14 protein-coding genes are annotated in these 22899 nt (G+C 74.6%); 8 read left to right on the top strand and 6 right to left on the bottom strand.

Features of this window, described 5'->3' with window-relative positions:
• Positions 1–229: 229 nt before the first annotated feature.
• The gene (locus G339_RS0114455; protein ID WP_019631791.1) at positions 230–712 is read left to right on the top strand and encodes a SixA phosphatase family protein; all 483 of its coding nucleotides are present in this window, start codon (positions 230–232) and stop codon (positions 710–712) included.
• A gap of 7 nt (positions 713–719) precedes the next feature.
• Here G339_RS0114455 and G339_RS0114450 read toward each other — a convergent pair whose 3' ends face one another.
• On the bottom strand, positions 720–1346 hold the full coding sequence (locus G339_RS0114450; RefSeq protein WP_019631790.1) for a TetR/AcrR family transcriptional regulator: 627 nt from the start codon (positions 1344–1346) through the stop codon (positions 720–722).
• Positions 1347–1483: 137 nt separating this feature from the next.
• On the opposite strand from G339_RS0114450, the gene G339_RS0114445 reads away from it, so the two are divergent.
• Positions 1484–2038, top strand: a complete 555-nt coding sequence (locus G339_RS0114445; protein ID WP_019631789.1) for a YceI family protein — start codon at positions 1484–1486, stop codon at positions 2036–2038.
• Positions 2039–2099: 61 nt separating this feature from the next.
• Here the strand turns inward: G339_RS0114445 and G339_RS0114440 are convergent, their stop codons facing one another.
• On the bottom strand, positions 2100–2999 hold the full coding sequence (locus G339_RS0114440) for an acyl-CoA desaturase (RefSeq protein WP_019631788.1): 900 nt from the start codon (positions 2997–2999) through the stop codon (positions 2100–2102).
• A 294-nt stretch (positions 3000–3293) separates the two neighbouring features.
• Here G339_RS0114440 and G339_RS0114435 point away from each other — a divergent pair, with 294 nt between their 5' ends.
• The 4 genes from G339_RS0114435 to G339_RS0114420 are packed head-to-tail and all read left to right on the top strand — an operon-like array spanning position 3294 to position 8661.
• Positions 3294–4583, top strand: a complete 1290-nt coding sequence (locus tag G339_RS0114435; RefSeq protein ID WP_019631787.1) for a cytochrome P450 — start codon at positions 3294–3296, stop codon at positions 4581–4583.
• Positions 4580–6151 carry a peroxidase family protein gene (locus G339_RS0114430; protein ID WP_019631786.1) on the top strand — a complete coding sequence of 524 codons (1572 nt, stop codon included), beginning with the start codon at positions 4580–4582 and terminating at the stop codon, positions 6149–6151. The genes G339_RS0114435 and G339_RS0114430 overlap by 4 nt, the downstream gene beginning before the upstream one ends.
• Complete coding sequence (locus G339_RS0114425; RefSeq protein ID WP_157407662.1) at positions 6148–8397, top strand: acetoacetate decarboxylase family protein; 2250 nt, start codon at positions 6148–6150, stop codon at positions 8395–8397. The genes G339_RS0114430 and G339_RS0114425 overlap by 4 nt, the downstream gene beginning before the upstream one ends.
• A 27-nt stretch (positions 8398–8424) precedes the next feature.
• On the top strand, positions 8425–8661 hold the full coding sequence (locus tag G339_RS0114420; protein ID WP_019631784.1) for a hypothetical protein: 237 nt from the start codon (positions 8425–8427) through the stop codon (positions 8659–8661).
• A gap of 88 nt (positions 8662–8749) precedes the next feature.
• On the opposite strand, the gene G339_RS0114415 is transcribed toward G339_RS0114420, so the two are convergent.
• Positions 8750–10096 carry a sensor histidine kinase gene (locus G339_RS0114415; protein ID WP_019631783.1) on the bottom strand — a complete coding sequence of 449 codons (1347 nt, stop codon included), beginning with the start codon at positions 10094–10096 and terminating at the stop codon, positions 8750–8752.
• A gap of 146 nt (positions 10097–10242) precedes the next feature.
• Between G339_RS0114415 and G339_RS0114410 the strand changes: the two genes are divergently transcribed.
• Positions 10243–11721, top strand: coding sequence for a glutamate-cysteine ligase family protein (locus G339_RS0114410; protein WP_019631782.1), 1479 nt, complete (start codon positions 10243–10245; stop codon positions 11719–11721).
• A 126-nt stretch (positions 11722–11847) separates the two neighbouring features.
• Positions 11848–13077 carry a lipase family protein gene (locus G339_RS0114405; protein ID WP_019631781.1) on the top strand — a complete coding sequence of 410 codons (1230 nt, stop codon included), beginning with the start codon at positions 11848–11850 and terminating at the stop codon, positions 13075–13077.
• 39 nt (positions 13078–13116) lie between these two features.
• Here G339_RS0114405 and G339_RS0114400 read toward each other — a convergent pair whose 3' ends face one another.
• The 3 genes from G339_RS0114400 to G339_RS0114390 form a co-directional block, all read right to left on the bottom strand.
• On the bottom strand, positions 13117–14394 hold the full coding sequence (locus tag G339_RS0114400; protein ID WP_019631780.1) for a PucR-like N-terminal domain-containing protein: 1278 nt from the start codon (positions 14392–14394) through the stop codon (positions 13117–13119).
• Between the two features lie 296 nt (positions 14395–14690).
• A complete protein-coding gene (gene ccrA, locus G339_RS0114395) occupies positions 14691–16016 on the bottom strand; it encodes a crotonyl-CoA carboxylase/reductase (RefSeq protein WP_019631779.1) in 1326 nt (441 codons plus the stop codon).
• Positions 16017–16059: 43 nt separating this feature from the next.
• A complete protein-coding gene (locus G339_RS0114390; RefSeq protein ID WP_019631778.1) occupies positions 16060–22650 on the bottom strand; it encodes a type I polyketide synthase in 6591 nt (2196 codons plus the stop codon).
• Between the last annotated feature and the right edge of the window lie 249 nt (positions 22651–22899).

Here is a 22899-nt window from a genome sequence, read left to right as displayed (position 1 = left end):
CGGGCGTCCGGGCGGGCGGCGGTGTTCGGGAGCGGGTCTCCGGGCGGGGCACGCGGGGGCGGCCGTACGCTGGTGGGGTGCGCGCGGTCGTGGCGCGCGGTAGCGGAGGAGGTCGCCCGGTGAGCGGCGAGAAGGCAACGATGTCGGGCCCGAAGGGCATGGCGATCATCCTCGGCGGGATGCTCGCGATCATGCTCGCGCTGTGGGGACTCGCGGCGCTGGTGGCCTGATGGCGGACGACCGCGGCGTGACGCTGCTCGTCCTGCGGCACGCCAAGGCCGTGGACGGCGACGACATGGCCGACGCCGCCCGGCCGCTCGCCCCGCGCGGGCGGCGCGACGCCGCTGCGGCGGGCGAGTGGCTGCGCGCGCGGGGGCTCGTCCCGGACGCGGTGCTCTGCTCCACCGCCGTCCGCACCCGCGAGACGCTGGACGGCCTGGCGCTGGACGCGGACGTCGCGTACGAGCCGCTGCTGTACGACAACGACGTGGACGTGGCCGCGCGGCTCGTCCGGGAGGCCCCGGAGAACGCCCGGACGCTGCTGGTCGTCGGGCACAACCCGTCGATGCAGCAGCTCGTGTACGACCTCGCGGGCGAAGGCCCGTCCGCCTACCCGACCTGCACGCTGTCGGTGATCGACTTCGACGGCGGCTGGCCGGCGGCGTGGCCCGGCACGGGGACGCTCCGGACCGTCCGCTCCCCCAAGGACTGAACCGCCGTCAGTCGAGCGCCCAGCGGGCGACGACCAGCCGCAGCCGCTCCCGGCTGCGCGTCCACCGGTCGCGGATGCGCTCCTCGGTGGCCGGGTGGACGAACTGGTGCATCCGCAGCCCGCGCACCGTCTCCAGCACCAGGTAGAGGTCGCCGCGGATCTCGGGGTCCTCGACGCGGTCCCCGATCAGCGCGCGGCCGATCTCCAGGATGCCCGCGGTGACGTCGCGTTCGAGGCGGGCGACGTGTTCGCGCAGGTCCGGGTCGGTGCGCGAGGCGACCCACAGTTCCATCGACGCCTCGAACAGCGGTCCCTGGTACACCTCCCAGACGAGGTCCAGCGCGCGGCCGACGCGGTCGTCGGCGTCGGCGAGCCGGTCGAGGTCGTGCCGCAGGAAGCTCGCCGCGCGCTTGCGGGCGAGGTGTTCCACGGCGGCCAGGACCAGCGCGTTCTTCGTGGGGAAGTGGTGGACCTGCGCGCCCCGGGAGACCCCCGCGCGCTCCACGACGCGCGTCGTGGTCGTGCCGTGGTAGCCGTACTCGACGAGGCATTCGATCGTGGCGTCCAGCAGGGCGGCGCGCGTCGCCGCGGTGCGTTCCTCCTGGGTGCGGCGAGGACGGGTCGGAGTCGGCATGCCCGCAGCCTATCCAGAAACAAACAGTACGCGCTGTATGTGGAGCGGGGAATGCCCGGCCCGATTGACAGGTTCTTGAAAAATCAACTAACGTCGGAACGGTCATCGTTGAGCGTTCAACAAACACGGGAGACACCATGAGCACCCCCACCGCCGCCGTCGCCCCCGGCCTCACCGCGGGCACCTGGAACATCGACCCCTCGCACTCCGAGGTCACCTTCGCCATCCGCCACCTCATGAGCAAGGTGCGCGGCAGCTTCACCGAGTTCTCCGGCTCGCTGGAGATCGCGGAGGACCTCAGCGCCTCCACCGCGACCGTCGAGATCCAGATGGCGTCCATCGACACGCGCAACGCCGACCGCGACAACCACGTCCGCACGGCCGACGTCCTCGACGTCGAGAACCACCCGACGATGACGTTCACCGGCCGCGGCATCCGCACCGAGGGCGGGACGCACTACCTGGACGGCGAGCTGGCGATCCGCGGCGTGAGCCGTCCGGTCAGCCTGGCCGTCGAGTTCAACGGCGTCGGCGACGACCCGTGGGGCGGCTTCCGCGCCGGCTTCTCCGCCGAGACCGAGATCAACCGCAAGGACTGGGGCATCGAGTTCAACGTCCCGCTGGGCGGCGACAAGGCGCTGCTGGGCGACAAGGTCGCCATCCAGCTCGAAGTGCAGGCCGTCCGCGCCTGACCTCCCGCCTCCCGGCGAACGCGAGAGGGCCGTCCACAGGTTGTGGACGGCCCTCTCGCGTTCAGCGGACGGCGGCGGCCCCGGCGCGGCGGGCCTCGATCCGCGCCGGATCGGGCCAGCGGACGTCGTACGCCCATCCGGCGCGCTCGAAGCGGCGGATCAGCCACGCGCTCGGATCGTGCTGCCCTTTCAGGACGCCGTGCCGCGCGGACGTCGGCTCGGCGTGGTGCCAGTTGTGCCAGCCCTCGCCGAGCGTCAGCACCGCGACCCAGCGGACGTTCGTGGAGCGGTCCCGCGTCGCGAAGTCCCGGCCGCCGAACGCGTGGGCGACCGAATTCACCGACCACGTCACGTGGTGGACGACGGCGTACCGCACGAACCCGCCCCAGAACAGCGCCGTCAGCGCGCCCGTCCAGGACAGCGACCACAGGCCGCCGACCGCCGCCGGGAGCAGGAACGACAGCGCCGCGACGGCCGGGTAGGCGGCGTCGAGCCGCCGGATGTCGGGATCGGCGAGCAGGTCCGGCGCCCAGTGCTCGCGCCGGGACCGCAGCCGCGCGGTGTAGAACCAGCCGGCCTGCGCGTGCGCGAGGCCGCGCAGCAGGGCGCGGCCGCCGTCGCCGTACGCCCACGGGGAGTGCGGGTCGCCGGGCCGGTCCGCGTACTTGTGGTGGCGGCGGTGCTCGGCCACCCACAGCGCGGCCGGGCCCTCCAGCGCGAGGCCGCCCGCGACGGCGAGCGCGAGGCGCAGCGGCCGCCGCGCGCGGAACGAGCGGTGCGTGAGCATCCGGTGGTAGCCGACGCTGATGCCGTAGATGCTGACGAGGTACATGGCGACGGCGATGGCCACGTCCCGGAGCCCGATTCCGCGCCCCCAGGCGACGGCGGCCGCGGCGGCGAGCGCGACCAGCGGGAGGACCACGAGCACGATCAGGTAGGCGGTGCGCCGCGCGGTCGGCACGGGGGCGGTTCCGACAGGCGGGGCCGGTGCCCGTTCGGGGGATGCGGGCATTCCGTCTCCTTCACATGGAATGGGCCGAACGCGCGGCCCGTGGCTCATTGAACGGCCACGCACGGCAAGTCGGTAGTCACCCGCAGGCCAATGAATAGTCACCCATCGAACCCAAATACCTACTCGTCGTAGCGAACGGCCATGTTTGCTGTTACGGTGGGCCAACTTTCGCCTACAGAAGGTCAAGGGACGGTCCGGCGCCGTTCCCGCGGGCGATACGTGCCCGAGCGGAGGTCCGGCTGGATGAACGACGTCGATCAGGTGGCCGGAGACGGGTATCTGGCGCGCTACGACGCGGCGTCCGCGCGCGATCCGCTGGCCGCGGCGGCGCTGCTGGCGGGCTGGCTGCACGGGGACCGACAGGCGCTGTTCGCCGAGCTGCGGGCGGCGCGGCCGATCGCGGTGACGCCCGCGTTCGCGCTCGTCACCCGGTACGCGGACGTCGTCGAGGTGCTGTCGCGCGACCGCGTCTTCACCGTCGCCGGGTACGCGCCGCGCCTGGACGCCGCGCTCGGGGCGCCGGTCATGCTCAGCCGCGACGCGACGCCGATGAACTGGCGGGAGAAGGGCCTGATGCAGGTCGTCCTCGACCCGGCCGACACCGGCCGGGTCCGGGAGCTGGCGGGCGGCCTGGCCGATGCGGCCCTCGACGCCGCCGCAGGCCGGATCGACGCGGTCGGCGCGCTGTTCCGGCCTGTCGCGCTCGGCGTGTGCGCGGAGTACTTCGGCTTCCCCGGCCCCGATCCGGCGACGACGGCCCGCTGGTCGCGGACGATCATGACGGACGTCACCGCGAACCTGCCGGGCGATCCGGAGGTCCACGCCGCGTCGGTGCGGGCGGGCGCGGAGATGACCGACTACCTGCGCGGACTCGTCGCGGGCCGCCGCGAAGCGCTCGCCGGTTCCGCCCGCCCGGCCGGCGACGTCCTCGGCCGGTTGCTGCGGACGGAGTTGCCGCCGGATCTCGCGTGGGAGCAGGAGCGCGTCGTCGTCAACGTCGCGGCGCTGCTGCTCGGGTTCCTGGAGAACGCGGTGGGGTCGCTGACGCATCTCGTGCGTCGGCTGCTGGACGATCCGGAGATCCGGGCGGCGGCCGTCGCGGCGGCTCATGACCCGGACCGGTTCGAGCCTTATGTGTGGGAGGCGCTGCGGCTCGACCCGTTCGTGCCGGTGATCGTGCGGACCTGCGAGCGCGACCACGTCCTCGCCGCCGGGACGCCGCGCGCGACGCTGATCCCGGCGGGCACACCGGTGCTCGCGGCGGTCGGGTCCGCGATGTCCGACCCGGACGCGGTGGCCGACCCGGGCGCGTTCCGCGTGGATCGTCCGCCGCACGTATACCTGCACTTCGGGTACGGCCCGCACGCGTGCGTCGGCGCGCATCCGGGCGCGGCCGTCATCGCCGAGACCGCGCGCCGCCTGCTGCGGCGGCCCGGCGTCGGCCTGCTGCCGCCGCCGGAGGGCGACGTCGTCCGCGACCGGGACGTCTTCCCCGACCGGTTCGCGCTGCGGCTCGGCGGGAGCGCACGGTGAAGGCGCGGTCCATCGCGACGGACGGCGCGAAGAACCGGCTGCGCTACCTCGCGCTCACGCACGGCGCGCCGCTGTGGCGGCTGGCCGAGTCGGTCCGCCCGGTGCGGCTGCGGCTGAACGCGGCGCTGATCGACAGCGCCGTCCGGGAGATGCCGGGGCGGCCCGAGCCGCTGAGCACGATGGCGCCGTACACGTCGTGGTCGTCGCTGACGGACCGGTCGTACATGGGCCGCCACCTGCCGCCCGTCCCCGGCGACGACACCGCGCGGCCGACGCCCGAGCGCGCCGCCGACCTGTTCGCGCGCGGCGACGCGATGATCCCCTGCCCGCGCTCGACCGTCCTGTTCGCCTACTTCGCGCAGTGGTTCACCGACGGGTTCCTGCGCGGCGACACCAAACTGCCGCGCGATCCGCGGATCAACAGCTCCAACCACGAGATCGACCTGAACCAGCTCTACGGCCTGGACGACGCGGCGACCGCCGCGATCCGCGCGTTCGACGGCGGGCTGCTCAAGAGCCAGGTGATCAACGGCGGCGAGTTCCCGCCGCACCTGTGCGAGCGGGGGCGGATCAGGCCGGAGTTCGCGGCGCTGAGCGTCGCCCGGATGGACCTGCTGGACGAGCGGCAGCGCGACACGCTTTTCGCCCTCGGCGGCGACCGCGGCAACACCCAGGTCGGTTTCACGATGCTGACGGTGCTGTTCCTGCGGGAGCACAACCGGATCGCGCGGCTGCTCGCGGACGAGAACCCGCGGTGGGACGACGAGCGGCTGTTCCAGACGGCGCGCAACGTCGTGATCGCGCTGGTCATCAAGCTGGTCGTCGAGGAGTACATCAACCACATCACGCCGTACCACTTCCGGTTCGTCCTGGAACCGGCGCTGACGTCGCGGCTCGCGCGCGCCGTGTGGCACCGGCAGAACTGGGCGTCGGTGGAGTTCAACCTGGTGTACCGGTGGCATCAGCTCGTCCCGTCGTCGCTGGACGTCGGCGGGCAGGAGATGCCGCTGGCCGCGACGCTGTTCGGGAGCGCGCTGCTGCCCGGCCCGGGGCTCGGGCGGCTGTTCGAGGACGCGTCGGAGCAGCGCGCCGGGCGCATCGGGCTGTTCAACACCGACCCGGTGCTGCGCGAGGTGGACGTCGCGAGCATCGCGGGGTCGCGGGCGCTGGAACTCGCGCCTTACAACGCGTACCGGAAGCACTGCCGGTTCCCCGGAGTGCGCGAGTTCGAGCAGATCAGCGGCGATCCGAAAGTGAGCGGCGCGCTGCGCGAGGTGTACCGGAGCGTGGACGACGTCGACCTGTACGTCGGGCTGTTCGCCGAGGAGCCGGGGTCGGCGAAGGCGATCCTGCCGCCGCTGCTGACGAAGATCATCGCGATCGACGCGTTCTCGCAGGCGCTCACGAACCCGCTGCTCGCGCCGCGCGTGGTCGGCGCGGAGACGTTCTCGCCGTGCGGGATGCGGATTATCGGCGCGACGCGGAACCTCTCCGACATCCTGCACCGGAACATCCCGGAGGACCCCGAGCCGCGGTTCGTGAGCATGACGTGGCGGGGCGCGCTGTGACCGAGCTCGACGACGCCGCCGCGCTGCGCGCCGCCGCGCGGGAGCTGGCCGAGGCGGCGGAGGAGATCCGCGCGGCGTCCGTCCACGCCACCGCCGCGCTGACCGACGTCGGCCGGACGCTGCGCCGCGCGCCGGGCCCGGGCCTGCGGGCGCAGCGGGCGGTGCTGCGCGCGGTGACGAACCGGCGCGGGCTGGGGTACGCGCTGGCCGGCGGGCCGGTCGGGACGCTCGGCGGCAAGCTGGGCGAGGTCGTGCGGGCGGAGAGCCTGGCCGTGCGCGTCATGACGACGTCGCTGCGGCTGCGCATCGCGGCGGTCGCGCTCACCGAACCCGACCTCGCGGCGGACCCGATGCTGCGTCGGTTGAACGACGCGGTCGCCGCCGCGCGCGAGGTCGAGGCGGCGCGGGCGCTGGTGGCGCTCGTCCGCGACCGGGGCGCGGCGCGGACGCTGACCGCGCTCGCACCGGTGTTCTCCGAAGTGCTGGCGCTGCGGGCGCTGCTCGACCGCAACCCGCTGAACGACCGGACGGCGTGGCTGATCGCGACGGGCGCGGCGACCGCGACCGCCGACCCGGTGACGGGGCTGAGCAACCGGGCCGTCGCCGCGCTGGACCGGGGCGAGGGCGCGGCGCGGCGGACCGAGCCGTCCGCGCGGGAGGCCGCGCTGCTGGCGTCGTCGGGGTCGCTGCTGGCGTTCCTCGGCAACATCGCCGTGATCGGCCCGACCGGCCGGGTGCTGGTGCAGGCCGTGGCGGGGCCGGACGGGGCGGCGCGGTTCGTCGTCCAGGTGCCCGGCATGCGGCTCGGGCGGCCGGACGACGTGTCGCCCGCGGACCTGCTCGGCGCGTTCAGCAGCACCGTGCTGGACAGCGCGCCGTACAGCCGCGCGCTGGCCAAGGCGATCGACGACTTCGGCATGCCGGACGGGGCCGAGATCGCGCTGGTCGGGCACAGCGCGGGCGGCGCGGCCGTGCTCAGCCTCGCGCAGGACCGGGCGTTCTGCGCGCGGCGGACCGTCACGCACATCGTGGCGGTCGGGTCGCCGGTCGACTTCAAGACCCCGGCCGATCCCCGGACGTGGGTCGCGAGCATCACGAACCGGCACGACCTGATCCCCAGCCTGGACGGGCAGGGCGCGGGCAGTTGCTTCGACCTGCATCCCGACTGGTACGTGGTGGACTACGGCGACCCGTCCGACGTGTTCCCCGCGTGCCACAGCATCGAGCACTACACCGCCGACCTGGCCGAACGCCTGCCCGAGGCACGCGCCGCGATCGACGCCCGGCTCGCGCCCTACCGGGGGCCGGTGACGCGGACGGGGCTGTACCAGCTCTACGACCGCGAACCAGCCCCGACGCCGCGTCCGGCGCCGCGCGGGCCAGCGAGATCCGGGTCCGGCACGCCAGCGCGGCCCGGCGCGGACGGGTCCGTCCCGACAGCGCAGCCCGACACAACCGGCCTTGTGCCATCTCCACGGCCCGGGACCGGGCCTGTACCGACTGCGGGCGCTGCGGCGCGTGGGCTTGTTCCGCCTGCGCAGGGAGCGGGCTCGGGCGGGGCCCTGGGCGGGCGGGTCGTTGCGGTGGCGGGCGGGGGCGTCGAACTGCCGGTGCGCTGTGAGGACGGGTTCGCGTTCACCGCGTACTTCGCGGCCGAGGCGGGTGCGGCGGGGCGCGTGCTGGGCGGGGCCGGACGCGTGGTGACCGTTGGCGGGCGGGCGCTGGTCGCCGTCCACGCCTACGACCACCGCCGGACGAGCCTCGGGCGGTATCTGGAAGTGGACGTCGGCGTCGTCGTGCGCGACCCGCGCGTGGAGCGGTTCGCGACGTGCTTCCTGGCCTCACTGGTCTCGACGGACCTCGCGTGCGCGGTCGCGCGGGAGGTGTTCGGGCTCCCCGCCGACACCGGCGACGTGCGCGTCGAGGGCGGCGCGCGCCGCGTGCGGGCGGAGGCGGACGCGGCGGACGGCGCGGTGCTGACGTTCACCGGCGCGCTCGGACCGGGCGTGCCCGTCGCGGCACGGGACCTCGTCGTCCACGCCCTCCGGGACCGGGCGCTCGTCCGGGCATGCGTGGAGCGGCGCGGGCGGCGGGTCGCGCATCCCGCGCCGAGCGCGCGGCTCACGGTCGGCCCGTCGGCGCACCCGCTGGCGCGGCACCTGCGCGACCTCGGGCTCGACGGGGCGCGGCCGCTGCTGTGCGTCGTCTCCCCCGCGCACCGGAGCCTGCGCGACACGCCCGCCTGACCCGCGCCCGACCGACCGGAGACCCCCATGCCGCAGCCCCGCGACACCGTCATCGACCACGCGCGGACGCTGGACGCCGACGCCGCCGCGCTCGCCGCCCGCGCCCGGAGCCTGCGCGCCCTCGCCGCCCGGCTGCGCGCCCGCGAGACGACCCCGCCCTGGCTGTACGCGGCGCTGAACGCGCACATCACCGCGTGCGTGATCGCGTCCAACGACCTGTCCGAGGCGGCGGGCCGGCTGTACGCCTACGCCGCGTCCCCCTGACCAGCACCTCCGTTGTGTCCCAAACTCGGTGGCCTGCCGCCCGCGTCATGCGCGGTTCGGTCCTGTCCGTCCACAGGGTGTGGACGGATCAGCGGGCGGGGCCTAGGGGGAGGCGAAGCGCGAAGCGCGCGCCGCGGGAGGCGTCCTCGATGACCAGGTCGCCGCCGTGCGCGCGGGCGATCTCCCGGGCGATGGCGAGGCCGAGCCCGGTGCCGCCCGCGCCCCGGCTGCGGGCGGAGTCCAGGCGGGTGAAGCGTTCGAAGACGCGTTCGCGGTCGGCGGGGGCGATGCCGGGCCCGTCGTCGGCGACGGTGAGGAGCGCCGCGCCGCCGGAGCGGGCGACGCGGACCTCGACCGCCCCGCCCGCGTACCGCTCCGCGTTGTCGAGCAGGTTGTTCAGCAGCCGGACGAGCTGCATCCGCACCCCCCGCACCCGGACCCCCTCCGCGAGGACCGCGTGGACGGCCGGGCGGCGCGCGAGTTCCGCGCGGGCGAGCGCGCCGAGGTCGACGGACTCCTGCGCGGCGGTCCCGCCGGTCCCGATGCGGGCGAGCAGCAGCAGGTCGGTGATGATCGACTCCAGCCGGTCGGTGTCGCGCAGCGCGGTGCGGACGACCTCGACCAGGTCGGTGTCGTCGGGGTGCATCGCGGCGTCCTCGAGGTTGGCGCGGAGCCCGGTGATGGGCGTGCGCAGTTCGTGGGACGCGTCGGAGGCGAACTGCCGCTGTCGCGCGACGGCGCGCTCGAGCCGGTCGAGGGTCTGGTTGGCGGTGCGGGCGAGCTGGGCGATCTCGTCCTGCCCGGCGGGCTGGGGGACGCGGCGGGACAGGTCGCTGCCGCTGATCTCGGCGAGCTGGGCGCGGATGAGCCCGACGGGCCGCAGCGTCCGGCCGACGATGCGCCAGGTGATCCACGCGGCGAGCGCGGACAGCAGCAGCACGAGCAGCCCGAGCCCGGTCTCCAGCAGCCCGTTCGACAGGTAGCCGGGGACGGGCCGCGCCGCGTAGACGACCACCGAGTCCGGCGCGGTGGTCGCCCGGATCGCCTCCAGCAGCACGCAGTCCTTGCCGGGCCCGGCGCGGGCGCGGCACTGCGTGAAGTCCTGGACGCGGTGGTCGGGCGGCGGCCAGCGGTGGCTGAGGAGCGGCCGTCCGGCGGTCGCCTCGGTGGCGTCGACGATCCGGCCGCCGGGCGCGACGACCTGGATGGCGATGCGGCCGCGCGTGTCGTCGGGGATGGGCGAGCTGAGCGTCCCGTCGCGGACGCCGCCGCTGACCCGCCGCGCGGCCTGCTGGACCTGGGAGAGCACGGACGCCTGGACGCCGGCCCGGACGGACAGGTCGACGGCGAACGCGACGGCCCCGAACACGAGCGCGGCGAGCACGGCCGACACGAGCGTGTCGCGTGCCCGGATCGACCGGGGTCGCAGCCGCATGGTCCTCCCGCTCCCGCGCGGACGTCGATTACACCAAGGTACCCACGGGTCACAAAACGGGCACCCGAAAACCAAGGCCGGGTTTCGTGGCCGCCCACCGGGGACATCCGTTTTGTGACACTTCATCCGGACGCAGGGACGGTCACATGGGCAGGGACGTCACGGCGGTCACCGTCAACGGGGAGGACCGGCGGCGCTACCGGGAGAAGGTCCGGCGCTGCCTGGACGTGCTCGCCCGGATGCTCGGCGAGTCGCAGTTCGAGTTCGAGCGCCCCCACATCGGGCTGGAGATCGAGCTGAACCTCGTCGACGCCCTCGGCGACCCGCTGATGCGCAACGCCGACGTGCTCAAGGCCATCGCCGATCCCGCGTGGGCGACGGAGCTGGGCCAGTTCAACCTGGAGATCAACATTCCGCCGCGCGAACTGGGCGGGCAGGGCACCGGTGAACTGGAGACGGAGGTCCGTGCCCGCGTCGAGCACGCCGACGAGCGCGCCGAAGAAGTCGGCGGGCGGCTGATCATGATCGGCATCCTGCCGACGCTGCGCGTGGGCGACATCGGCGAGGAAGCCATCTCCGGCAACGCGCGCTACAAGATGCTGAACGACCAGATCGTCGCGGCGCGCGGCGAGGAGATGCGCATCGCGATCGACGGCCCCGAGCCGCTGCACGTCCACACCGAGACGATCCTGCCCGAGGCCGCCTGCACGAGCGTGCAGTTCCATCTGCAGGTCAGCCCGGACGAGTTCGGCGCGTACTGGAACGCGGCGCAGGCCATCGCCGGGCCGCAGGTCGCGCTCGCGGCGAACTCGCCGTTCCTGTTCGGGCACCGGCTGCACCAGGAGACGCGGATCACGCTGTTCGAGCAGTCCACCGACACGCGCCCGGAAGAGCTGAAGTCGCAGGGCGTCCGGCCGCGCGTGTGGTTCGGCGAGCGGTGGATCACGTCGGTGTTCGACCTCTTCGAGGAGAACACACGGTACTTCCCGGCGCTGCTGCCGCTCTGCGAGGACGAAGATCCCGTCGAGGTGCTGGACGCGGGCGGCATCCCGGAACTGGGCGAGCTGTCCTTGCACAACGGGACCGTCTACCGGTGGAACCGGCCGATCTACGCGGTCGTGAAGGGCCGTCCGCATCTGCGCGTCGAGAACCGGGTGCTGCCCGCCGGGCCGACGGCCGCCGACGTCGTCGCGAACGGGGCCTTCTACTACGGGCTCGTGCGGTCGCTCGCGGAGGAAGAGCGGCCGGTGTGGACGCGGATGTCGTTCGCGGCCGCCGAGGACAACCTGCATCGGGCGGCGCGCGGCGGGATGGACTCGGTCCTGTACTGGCCCGGCATGGGCGAAGTACCGGCGAGCGAACTCGTGCTGGAGCGCCTGCTGCCGCTCGCGCACCGCGGCCTGGACCTGTGGGGCGTCGACCCGGCCCGCCGCGACCGGCTGCTCGGCATCATCGAGCGGCGCGCGGTGACGGGCCAGACGGGCGCGGCCTGGCAGACGAAGACCGTCGAGGCGTTCGAGCGCGCCGGAACCGCCCGCCATCCGGCGCTGCGCGCGATGACCCGCCTCTACGCCGAGCACATGCGCGCGAACGAACCCGTCCACACCTGGCCGGTCCCAAAATAGGGGCCGCGCGTTTGTCACACGGGGTCGAGGTCGGGCGGCGGATTGCGATGCCGTGACTCTGGTCCGGCCGCGTGCGCCACGTCACAGTGCTGGGACGAACCCGCCCCGTCCCACCGAGGAGCGCCGATGCGCCCTGCCCTGCCCTCCCGTCGCGCCGCCGTCGCGCTGCCGCTCGCCGCCGGCCTCGCCGCCGCCGCGTTCGCCGTCCCCGCGCGGGCGGACGGACCCGCCGCCGGGTCCGTCCCGCCTGATCAGGACCCGTTCTACGCGGCACCCGCGAACATCGCGTCGTATCAGCCCGGCCAGGTCGTCGCCACGCGGAAGATCACCCCGAAGGTCGGGGACATGGACTCCAAGGCCGACGTCTGGCAGATCTCCTACCGCAGCAACGACTCCCACATGGCCGCGCAGCTCGACGTGACGAGCCTGATCGTGCCGAAGAAGGCGTGGACCGGAACGGGCGCGCGCCCGATCGTCTCGGTGCAGGCCCCCGAGGACTCCACCGGCACGCAGTGCGCGCCGTCCTACGGGCTGACGTCGGGCGACGCGCTCGCGGGCATGGGCGCGATGCTGTCCGGCTCGCTGCTGGACCGGGGCTGGGCCGTCGCGATGCCCGACCACGAGGGACCGAAGTCGATCTTCATGGGCGGTCCGCAGGCCGGGCACGCCGTGCTCGACGGCATCCGCGCCGTGCGGAACGTCACCGGCGTCGCGGGCGTCGGCAAGGACAACCCGTGGGCGCTCAGCGGCTACTCCGGCGGCGCGCAGGCGACCGGCTGGGCCGCGCAGATGCAGCCGGACTACGCGCCGGAGATCACGTTGAAGGGCGTCGCGATGGGCGGCACCCCGGCCGACCCCGAGGCCGTCGCGCGGTCCATCGACGGCGGGATCTTCTCCGGCTTCGAGGCGGCGGCCGCGACGAGCCTCGCCGCCGAGTACCCGGAGATGGACCTCGACCCGCTGATGAACGACGAGGGCCGCAAGGCGCTCAAGGAGGCCAAGGGGCAGTGCCTGACCGGCCTGCTCACCACGTACGCGTTCAAGAAGCTGTCGCAGTACAGCACGGTGCCCGATCCGCTGGCGGTGCCGCGCGTGCAGGCCGTCCTGAAGACGAACACGATGGGCGGGGCCGCGCCCGCCGCGCCCGTTTACAACTACCACGCACAGATTGACGAGATCGTCCCCGTCGCGCAGGACGACAAGCTCGTCAAGGACTGGTGCGGCAAGGGCGCGACGATCCAGACGTCGCGCGACTGGTTCGCCGAGCACGCGCTGGAGATGGTCCTGAAGAGCGGCGACGTGCTGACGTTCCTCGACGACCGCTTCGCGGGCAAGCAGCCGAAGAGCAACTGCTGACGGCACACCCGGCGGCGGTCCCGGACGGGCCGCCGCCGGTCAGCGCCGGAAGGTGACGACCTCGCCGGACTCGCCCGACGCCGCCTTGCCCGTCGGGATCATGTGCTCGCCCGGCCCCTCGGCGAGCAGCTCGCGGGCGCGCAGCACGATCTCCAGGTCGAACCGCAGGTCGGGGTCCATGAGCTGGTCGCCGAACAGCTCTTCGAGCTGCCGCAGCCGGTACCGGACGGTCTGCGGGTGGACGTGCAGCCGCATCGCGACCTCGTTGGCGTTGCGCCCCGACTGCAGCCACGCCAGCAGCGTCTCGGCGAGCCGGTCCTGCTGGCTGGCGCGCAGATGCGCGAGCGGCGCGAGGCGCAGTTCCGCGAGGCCGGTGATCAGGTCCTCGTCCTGGAACAGGATCAGCGTGGACATGTGCTCGACGCTGCGGATCACCCCGGCCTCGGGGGCCTCGATGACGCCGCGCTCCACGAGCCCGAGCGTCTTGCGCGCCCAGCCGATGGACCGCGCGGCGTCGCCGAGCGGCACGGTCGGGCCGACGACGGCGAGCATCCCGGTGAGGGCCCGGTCCACGAGCCGCGCGCGGCCCGGCCCGTCCGGGTCCGGGAAGATCAGCGCGGGGTTGCGGCGGCCGAGGTCCACGAGGATGTCCTGGGGGAACGCCTGCGGGCGGCTGTCGGCGTGGCGGCGCGCGAGCGCGACGGCCGCGATCGTGCGCGGGACGGGCCAGTGCGCGGCAGCGGCCAGGTCCGCGATGGCCTCCGGCGCGGCGGGCGGGTCCGCGAGCAGCAGGTCCAGCAGCCGCTTGCGGCGGCGCTGCATCTCGCCCGCGACCGCGGCCTTGGCCTGCGCGTACCCCTCGGCGGCGGCGACGGCCAGCTCGTCCTGGAACATCATCAGCGCCTCGCCGACCGCGCCGAGCGTGCGCGGCGCGACGTTGAGGTGGTGCGCGCCCTCGGTGATGCGCCGCCAGGCGACCATCCCGCCGACGCGCATCGCGGTCTGCATCGAGTCGAGGCTGCGGCCCTCGCCGGCCTCACCGCGGCCGATGGCGCGGAAGAAGTCGCTGACGGAGTTCGGCTCGTGGTCGGGGTCCGCGACGCGGTCCACGAAGTAGTGGAGGACGCGTTCGACGGCAGTGCGGAGGGTGCCGGAGTAGGAGCCGTCGCCGGGCCGGTCGTACTCGCGCACGCGGGCCTGGATCTCCTGGATCATGTCGTCCGCCACCTCGTCGAGGTGCGGCCGCATGTTCTCGGCGAGGTCCCGGGGCAGGTCGGCCCAGGGGCGTCGCTCGGCGGGGGAACCCTCGTCCGCCACGTGTCCTCCCGGCGTCGTCCCCCACTGCGTCGGACACGACACGGGGGGTAATAACTCGCTTATGTGGCTGGTGTGGTCAAAATCATGACTCTTCGCCCGGCTGCGAGCAAAGTCTAGGACCGCCTCCGACCAGCTTCGGCCGTGCCCCGCCGCGCGGCCCTCACACCCGGAACGCCGCTGACCTGCAAGAACGCGAAACCGCCCCGGACAACGGACGGCCCGGAGCGGCGATTGGCGGAAGGTAAAAACTCGCGGCGTCCCGGAACGCGCACGCTCCGGGACGCCGACGGGACCGCTCAGCGGCGGTACAGGTTCAGCTTCTCCTCGCCGATGCGCTCGCGCATCTCCGGGTCGTCCACGCCCTGGCCCTCGGCGGTCGCGCCGCACAGGACCGCGACCTTGCCGATGTGGGCGTTGGTCTGCACGGCGCGCGTCGCATCGCCCGCGCCCTCCAGCGGGAACACCTTCGACAGCGTCGGGTGGAGCATCCCGAGCGAGAACAGCCGGTTCGTCTGGACGGCCTCGTGGTAGTTGAAGCCGTGCGAGCCGATGATGCTCTTGAGCCGCATCCACAGGTAGCGGTTGTCGTACTCGTGGCGGAACCCGGTGGACGACCCGCACGTGACGATCTTGCCGCCGCGCTTGGTGACGTACACCGACGCGCCGAACGTCTCCCGGCCCAGGTACTCGAACGTGATGCCGGGGTCCTCCCCGACGAGGCGGCGGATCGCCTCGCCCAGGACGCGGCCCGCCTTCGGGTGCCGCAGCCCCTGTTCGCCGAGGTCCAGGGCGTTGCGGTTGATGATGTGCTCGCAGCCCTGCGCGCGGACGATGTCGGCCTTGGCCTCCGACGACACGACCGCGACCGGGATGCCGCCGCCGTTCTTGACGAGCTGCGTCGCGTACGAGCCGAGGCCGCCGGTCGCGCCCCAGATCAGCACGATGTCGCCCTGCTTCATCCGCGCGCCGTGGCTGCCGACGAGCATCCGGTACGCGGTGGCGGCGCACAGCGTGTTGGAGCCCGCCTCCTCCCACGTCAGGTGCTTCGGCTTGTGGATGAGCTGGTTGGCCTTGACGATGCAGTACTCGCCGAGGGAGCCGAAGTTCGTCTCGAAGCCCCAGGCGAGCTGCGTCTCGCTCATCATGCCGTCGTCGTAGGAGCCGTGGTCCTCCTCGTCCACGTAGGACGGGGAGAGCACGACCCGGTCGCCGACCTTCCAGTTCTTCACGCCCGCACCGGTGCGCACGACGACGCCCGCGCCGTCGGAGCCGAGGATGTGGTACGGCAGGTCGTGCCGCGAGGCGTTCCAGCCCCGGCGGCCGAACCGCTCCAGGAACGCGAACGTCGGCATCGGCTCGAAGATCGCGGACCAGACGGTGTTGAAGTTGATCGCCGCGGACATCACCGCGACGACGCACTCGTCGGGGGCCAGCTCGGGCATGTCCACCTCGCCGACGTGCAGCGAGCGGCGGACGTCCTTGTCGGTCTCGCCCTCGAAGATCCCGACCTCCTCCTTGCGCGTGAACGCGGCGCGGAAGCGGGCGGGCAGGTCGATGTCCAGCAGTTCGCGCTCCCCGGCGCCCTCGCGGGCGGCCTGGAGCAGGGCGTCGGACTGTGCCATTCGTATCCTCCGGAGGGGCGGGGCTTGTCGGGACGGTCCGGCCTCAGCGGGCCGGGGCGGCCGTGGGACGGCCTCCGGAACCGGGCGGCACCACACCGGCCCCGGTGTCCGCCGCGCTCGCGGCGGTGGCCGCCCGGGCGGTCGCGGCGCGTGGGGCGCCGGCCGCGCTCAGCCGTCCGTCCAGGTGCTTGGCGAGCACCTCGACGCCGGGCGGGTCGAGCAGATTCAGGTGGTGGACGCCGGGGATCGTGACGACCTCCAGGTCGGAGCACAGGTCGCCGAACCCGTTCGTGCCGTCGAGCACGTAGCGGGCGTCGCGGACGGCCCAGGGCGTCTCCTCCGGCGCGTAGTAGAGGATGACGCGGCCGTCGTAGCCGCCGGGCCGGTACGCCTCCAGCGACCGGGTGTCCTGGTGGGACGTGAGCTGGTGGGTGAGCGCCGCCGGGGGGATGTGGTCGACGAGCGGCGCGGCGCGCTCCATGACGAGCGCGAACTGCGCCTCCTCGTCGAGCCCGGCGAGCTCGTCGTAGGAGAGGTCGACGTCCATGCCGTACGTCTCGTTGACGTAGTCGGCGAACGCGGTGAAGCGCCGGGCGAGGCTCTCGGACTCGTCGTCCACCGCGAGCGGCAGGCCCGCGTCGAACAGCGCGACGAACTCGACCTCGCGGCCCGCGGCGGTGAGCTGCCGCGCGGTCTCGTAGGCCAGGACGCCGCCGAACGACCAGCCGCCGAGCCGGAACGCGCCCTCGGGCTGCGCGGCGACCAGGTGCTCGACGTACCGGGCGGCGCGCTCCTCGACGGACGGCGCGTCCTCGAAGCGCTCCAGCCCGTAGACCGGCTGGTCCTCGCCGAGCAGCGCGACGAGCTGCCGGTAGCAGGACGTCGTGCCGCCCGCCGGGTGCGCGATGAAGATCGGGCGGCGCGAGCCGGTGGACTTCAGCGGCCGGACGGTCTGCCGGGCGGCCTCCTCGTCGGCGGCGCGCAGGAACTCGCCGACGTGCTCGGCGGTCGGCGTCGCGAACAGCTCGTCGCGGGTCGCGGCGGGCGCGCCCGCGGCGGCCAGCTCGCGGTTGACGAGCGCGGCGACCTCGTCGGCCTGGTGCTCCTGGCCGCCGAGTTCGCCGAAGAAGTCGCCGGTGACGCTGACGCGGTCGAGGCCGAGGACGTCCTCGAAGATCCGGACGGCGAGGCGTTCGGCGTCGTCGCGGGCCATGACGTATCCGGCCTCGGCGTTGGACACGGCCGTCGTCGCGGCGGCGGGCGCGGGCGCGTCGCCGAAGCCCAGCTCGCCGGACGCCCACGCCTCGAACGCGTTGACGCTCGCGCCCTGCAGCAGCACCGACGCGGGGACGGTCAGGCCGAGGTCGTGCTCGACGCCGCTCTTGATGCGGACGGCGACGAGCGAGTCCAGCCCGAGGTCGGTGAGCGGGATGGCCGGGTCGAGCCGTTCGGGCGCGAACCCGAGGACCGACGCGATCCGGTACCGGATCTGCGCGGCGACGGCCGCGCGGGCGGTCGCCGGGTCGAGGTCGGCGAGGGCGTCGACGCCGGGCCAGTCGGGCGCGCCCTCGTCCGCGCCCTGGTCGGCGGCGGCCGCGGTGAGCGCCGCGAAGTACGGCATCGAGCGGATTTCGGGGAACAGGCCGACCGCGGCGGCCGGGTCGAAGCGCAGCACGCCGGTCTCGGGGCGGTCGAGGGCGAGCAGCGCCTCCAGCGCCTCCGCGCCCTCGGCCGGGCTGATCGGCTCGATGACGGCGACCTTCGCGTCGGCCGCGCCGCCGACCCGCGACCAGGTGCCCCACTGGATCGTCGTGCCGGGGCGGCCGTGCGCGCGGCGGTCGGCCATGAGCGCGTCGATCGCGGCGTTCGCGGCGGCGTACGCGGCCTGGCCGGGCGAGCCGACCAGCGCGGCGGCGGAGGAGTGGACGGCGAACCAGTCGAGGCCGGCGTCGGCGTCCGCGGCGGCGAGGGCCGCGTCGAGGCGGCGCGCGCCGGTGACCTTCGCCGACCAGACGCGGTGCAGGTCGTCCGCGCCGAGGTCCGCGACGAGGCGGTCGTCGATGGCGCCCGCGCCGTGGACGACGCCGCGCAGCGCCAGCCCGCCATCGCGGGCGGCGGCGACGAGCCGGTCGGCGGTGCCGGGCTCGGCGATGTCGCCGAGGACGATCGCGACGTCCGCGCCGCGCTCGCGGAGCCGCGCGATGGCGCGCTCCGCGTCGGGGCCGGGGCCGGAGCGGCCGGACAGGACGATCCGGGCCGCGCCGCGTTCGGCGAGCAGCTCGGCGGTGACCAGGCCGATGCCGCCGTAGCCGCCGGTGACGATGTACGCGCCGCCGCGGCGGACGGCCTTGTGCGGCCGGGCCGCGTCGGCGGGCAGTGCGGCCGGGGCGAGGCGGGCGACGCGGCGGACTCCGCCGCGCCACGCGACCTCGCGCGCGCCGTCGCCGTCGCCACTGAGCAGTTCGGCGGCGAGGTCGGCGGGCCGGTCGACGTCCACGAGCGTGGCGCGCTGGACCGTCCGCTCGAACGCCAGCACGCGGGTGACCGCGCGGACGTGGGCCTGCGCGGGGACGCCGCCCTCGCCGGGCAGGACGGGCAGCGCGGCGCGGGTCGCGACCCACAGCCGGGGGCCGTCCGGCGCGGCGACCGAGACGCGGGCGACGGCGAGGACCAGGTCCTCGTCCACGAGCGTCGCCGGGGGGATCACGACGATGCCGCGCACCGCCGGGTCGAAGTCCTGGTCGGCGGTGACCGGCCCGCGGGCGACGGTGTGCCCGGCGGCGGTCAGCGCGGCGGCGGTCTCGCGGGCGAGCACGTCGTCGTCCTCGGCGAGCAGCAGCCAGCGGCCGGGCTCGGCGGCCGGTTCGGGGGCGTCGGTCTCGTCCCACACCAGCTCGACGGCCTTGGCGGCGAGCGGCACGGGGATGTCGGCGCGCTCGGCGCGGCGCAGCACGACGCCGGTCGCCTCGGCGAGGATCTCGCCCGCCGGCCCGGCGATCTGCAGCGCGCCGACGAGCGTGCCGTCCTCGTCGTGCGTCACCGCGACGCGGACGTGGCCGCCCCGGTGCGTCGGGCCGTGGACGCGCAGCGCGCCGACCGTCTCGGCCAGCCACACGCCGCCCCCGCCGGAGCCCGCGACGGTCTCGGCCTCGGCGGACAGGACGCCGAGCGCCCGGTCCAGCACCTCGGGGTGGACGCGGTAGTGGCGGCTGCCCCGGTCCGCGCCCGCGACCTCGGTGACCGGCCCGGCCAGCTCGTCCGGCGCGGCCGGGCGGACGTCCGCGCCGACGTCGGCGCTGGCCAGCCGCGTGAACGTCCCGGCGGCGTTGCGGGTGTGGATCTCGACGCGCTGGCGGACCTCGTCGAACGTCGTCGTGACCGTCGTGTGCTCCGCGAGCGCCAGCGGTCGCTCGATCCACAGGCTGTTCACCCGGACCGCGTCGGTGCCGAGCGCCGCCGCCCCGGCGGCCAGCGCCATCTCCGCGAACGCGGCGACGGGCAGCACCGGCAGCCCGTGGACGGCGGCGTCCGCCAGCCACGGCTGCGCGGCCGTGCCGACGTCGGCGCGCCACGCATGCCGGTCCTCGCCGGGCAGCTCGACGTGCGCGCCGAGCAGCGGGTGCTCGTCGCGGCCCGCGGCCGCGCGGCGGGTCGTGTCGGCCCAGTGCCGCTCGTGCCGCCACGGCGCGGACGGGACGTCGATCACCGCGCCGTCCGTCGGCGCGGCGACGCGCAGCCCGTGCGCGCCGAGCAGCGCGAGCTGCGCGTGGAAGGTGAGCGTGTCGTCGGTCTCCTGGCCCCTGGGCGCGCGCTTCAGGGTGTGGGTGACGAGCGCGCCGGAGCCGTCGAGGGTCTCGCCGACCGCGTGCGCGAGGATCGGGTGCGCGTTGACCTCGACGAACGTGCGGTGGCCGTCCTCGGCGGCGGCCGCGACGGCGTCGGTGAGCCGGACGGGGTTGCGCAGGTTCGCGGCCCAGTACTCCGCGTCCAGCGGCGCGTCGTCCGCGAGGCCGCGCGGGTCGTCCAGCGCGGTCGTGTAGAAGGCGACGCCCTCCGCGAGCGGCGTGCCGGGCTCCGCGCCGATCTCCGCCAGCTCGGCGCGCAGGTCGGCCAGCAGCGGGTCGACCTGCGGGGAGTGGCCCGCGCCCTCGGCCTGCACCTTGCGGGCCAGGCGGCCCTCGGCCTCGGCGCGCTCCAGCACGGTCGCGATCTGGTCGGCGTCGCCGGTGACGACGGTCTGGCGCGGCGAGGAGTGGACGGCGGCGTGGACGTCGGGCAGGTCGGCGGTGAGCCGGGCGACGTCCTGCGCGGACGCGCCGAGCACGGCCATCGCGCCGCCGCCGACGAGGCTCGTCAGCAGCCGCGACCGGCGGCAGATCACCCGGACGCCGTCCGCGGCGGTGATGCGGCCCGCGACGACGGCCGCCGCGACCTCGCCCATCGAGTGGCCGACGACGGCGGCCGGGACGATCCCGTAGGACGCCCACATCCGGGCGAGGCCGATCTGCACGGCGAACAGCACCGGCATGACTTCGGCCGGGCCGCCCGTCAGCTTCTCGCCGGACTCCAGCAGCGACCACAGTTCGGGGCCGTCCTCCTCGGCGAACAATCCGTCGAGGTCGTCGATCGCCTCCGCGAAGGCGGGCTCCTCCTCCAGCAGCGCCTTGGCCATGCCGGGGCGCTGCGCGCCGTAGCCGGAGAACACGAAGACCGGGCGGCCGGGCGCGCCGAGCGCCGTCCCCGACACCACGCCCGGGTGCGGGCGGCCCTCGGCGAGCGCCGCGAGCCCGGCGGCGAGCCCGGCGCGGTCGCGCGCGACGACGGCGGCGCGGGCGCGGCCCCGGCCGGCGCGGCCGTGCAGCGTGCGGGCGAGGTCGGCGAGCTCGACGTCCTCGGGCAGCCAGTCCGCGAGCAGCGCGGCGTGGTCGCGGACGCGGTCGGCGGCGGTGTCGGAGAGCGGGAACGTCCGCACCGACACCGGCTCGCGCACCGGCTTGCGCGCGGGCGCGGCCTCCAGCACGACGTGCCCGTTCGTCCCGCCGAACCCGAACCCGGACACGCCCGCGCGCGGCGGGTGCGACCGGACCGGCCACGGCGTCTCCTCGGAGACGACCGCGAGCCGCAGTTCCTCGAACGGAATGTGCGGGTTCGGCTCCTTGTAGTGGACGCTCGCCGGGATCGTCCGGTGGTGCAGCGCGAGGACGGCCTTGATCAGGCCCGCGATGCCCGCCGCCGACTCCATGTGGCCGAGGTTGGACTTGGCGGTGCCGATCAGCAGCGGCTCGTCCTCGGGGCGGCCCGCGCCGAGCACGTCGCCGACCGCGCGCGCCTCGATCGGGTCGCCCAGCAGCGTGCCGGTGCCGTGCGCCTCGACGTAGTCGACCTCGCGGGTGTCGATGCCCGCGGCCGCGTACACGTCGCGCAGCAGCGCGCGCTGCGCGTCGGAGTTCGGGGCGACGAGGCCGTTGGAGCGGCCGTCGGAGTTGACGCCCGAGCCGCGGATCACCGCGAGGACGCGGTCGCCGTCGCGGACCGCGTCCGACAGGCGCTTCAGCACGACCGCGCCGCAGCCCTCGGCGCGGACCATGCCGTCCGCGGACGCGTCGAACGCCTTGCAGTGCCCGTCCCCGGCGGTCGCGCCCGCCAGGTCGAAGGTCATCGTGACGGTCGGCGACAGCAGCAGGTTCACGCCGCCCGCGAGCGCCACGTCCGCCTCGCCGGAGCGCAGCGCCTGCACGGCCAGGTGCGTGGAGACCAGCGACGACGAGCACGCCGTGTCGACGATCATGCTCGGGCCGCGCAGGTCCAGCAGGTACGACAGCCGGTTGGCGATGATGCTGAGCGCCGCGCCGGTCGCGGTGAACGGCTCCAGCGCCGCCAGGTCGGACGCGGTGAACGCCGCGTACTCGGGCGCGGAGACGCCGACGAACACGCCGGTGCGGCTGCCGCGCAGCGACGCGGGACCGATCCCGGCGTGCTCGAACGCCTCCCAGGCGACCTCCAGGACGAGCCGCTGCTGCGGGTCCATCGCGGCGGCCTCGCGCGGCGTGATGCCGAAGAACTGCGCGTCGAACCCGGCGATGTCCTCCAGGAACCCGCCGTACCTGGTCGTCTTGGCGAGCAGGTCGCCGACCTCGGGGGAGCCGTCGTCGAACGCGTCCCAGCGGCCCTCGGGGACCTCGCTGATCGCGTCGCCGCGCCCGGTCAGGAAGCGCCAGTAGTCGCCGGGGCCGACGAGGTCGCGGCCGCCGCCGGGGAACCGGCAGCCGACGCCGACGACGGCGATCGGCTCGCGGTCGTCGGCGGGCCGCGCGGCGGGGCCCGGCCCGGCCGCCGGGGCGGGGGCGCGGTCGGCTCCGCCGGCGAGCGCCGCCGACAGCAGGTTGATCGTGGGGTACTCCCAGACGAGCGTCGCGTTGAGCGAGCGGCCGAGGAGCTGCTCCAGCTCGCCCGCCATCGCGACGGCGTCGCGCGAGGCGAGGCCGAACTCCTCCAGCGGGCGGTCGGGGTCGACGTCGTCGGGCTCGATCCGGGAACGGCGCGCGATCTCCTCGATCAGGTGCCGCCGAATCGCGTCCTCGCCGATCCGCGTGTCGCCCTGCGCGGCTCCCGAACGACCAAGGCTGCTCTGCATGTGCGGGTTTCCCCCAATGACACCGGGATCGTTCGAAGCGGAGGGACCACGATGTCCCATTTTGACCGGCTCACGATGCGCACCCAGGCCACTTTTCTCCGTGGCGTCTTGTCACGGCCGTGACAAGACTCACTGGTCACACATGTGGCGTGATGGGATAGTTGGGACATCTCAGTAACGACCCCGCATCACGCGGCGAGATGTCTACGAACCGCAACAATACTCACGGACGAATCTAGGGGGAAGCGG

Origin of the sequence: Actinomadura atramentaria DSM 43919 (assembly GCF_000381885.1) — a bacterium.
Taxonomy (GTDB): Bacteria; Actinomycetota; Actinomycetes; order Streptosporangiales; family Streptosporangiaceae; genus Spirillospora; species Spirillospora atramentaria.
The sequence above is the reverse complement of the archived record's forward strand: the minus strand, read 5'-3'. Positions and strand labels throughout refer to the sequence as shown.

Bases quoted from the DNA above. Each gene is read 5' to 3' on its own strand.
- G339_RS0114455 (WP_019631791.1), top strand. From the start codon at position 230: ATGGCGGACGACCGCGGCGTGACGCTGCTCGTCCTGCGGCACGCCAAG.
- G339_RS0114450 (WP_019631790.1), bottom strand. From the start codon at position 1,346: ATGCCGACTCCGACCCGTCCTCGCCGCACCCAGGAGGAACGCACCGCG.
- G339_RS0114445 (WP_019631789.1), top strand. From the start codon at position 1,484: ATGAGCACCCCCACCGCCGCCGTCGCCCCCGGCCTCACCGCGGGCACC.
- G339_RS0114435 (WP_019631787.1), top strand. From the start codon at position 3,294: ATGAACGACGTCGATCAGGTGGCCGGAGACGGGTATCTGGCGCGCTAC.
- G339_RS0114420 (WP_019631784.1), top strand. From the start codon at position 8,425: ATGCCGCAGCCCCGCGACACCGTCATCGACCACGCGCGGACGCTGGAC.
- G339_RS0114415 (WP_019631783.1), bottom strand. From the start codon at position 10,096: ATGCGGCTGCGACCCCGGTCGATCCGGGCACGCGACACGCTCGTGTCG.
- G339_RS0114410 (WP_019631782.1), top strand. From the start codon at position 10,243: ATGGGCAGGGACGTCACGGCGGTCACCGTCAACGGGGAGGACCGGCGG.
- G339_RS0114405 (WP_019631781.1), top strand. From the start codon at position 11,848: ATGCGCCCTGCCCTGCCCTCCCGTCGCGCCGCCGTCGCGCTGCCGCTC.
- ccrA (WP_019631779.1), bottom strand. From the start codon at position 16,016: ATGGCACAGTCCGACGCCCTGCTCCAGGCCGCCCGCGAGGGCGCCGGG.
- G339_RS0114390 (WP_019631778.1), bottom strand. From the start codon at position 22,650: ATGCAGAGCAGCCTTGGTCGTTCGGGAGCCGCGCAGGGCGACACGCGG.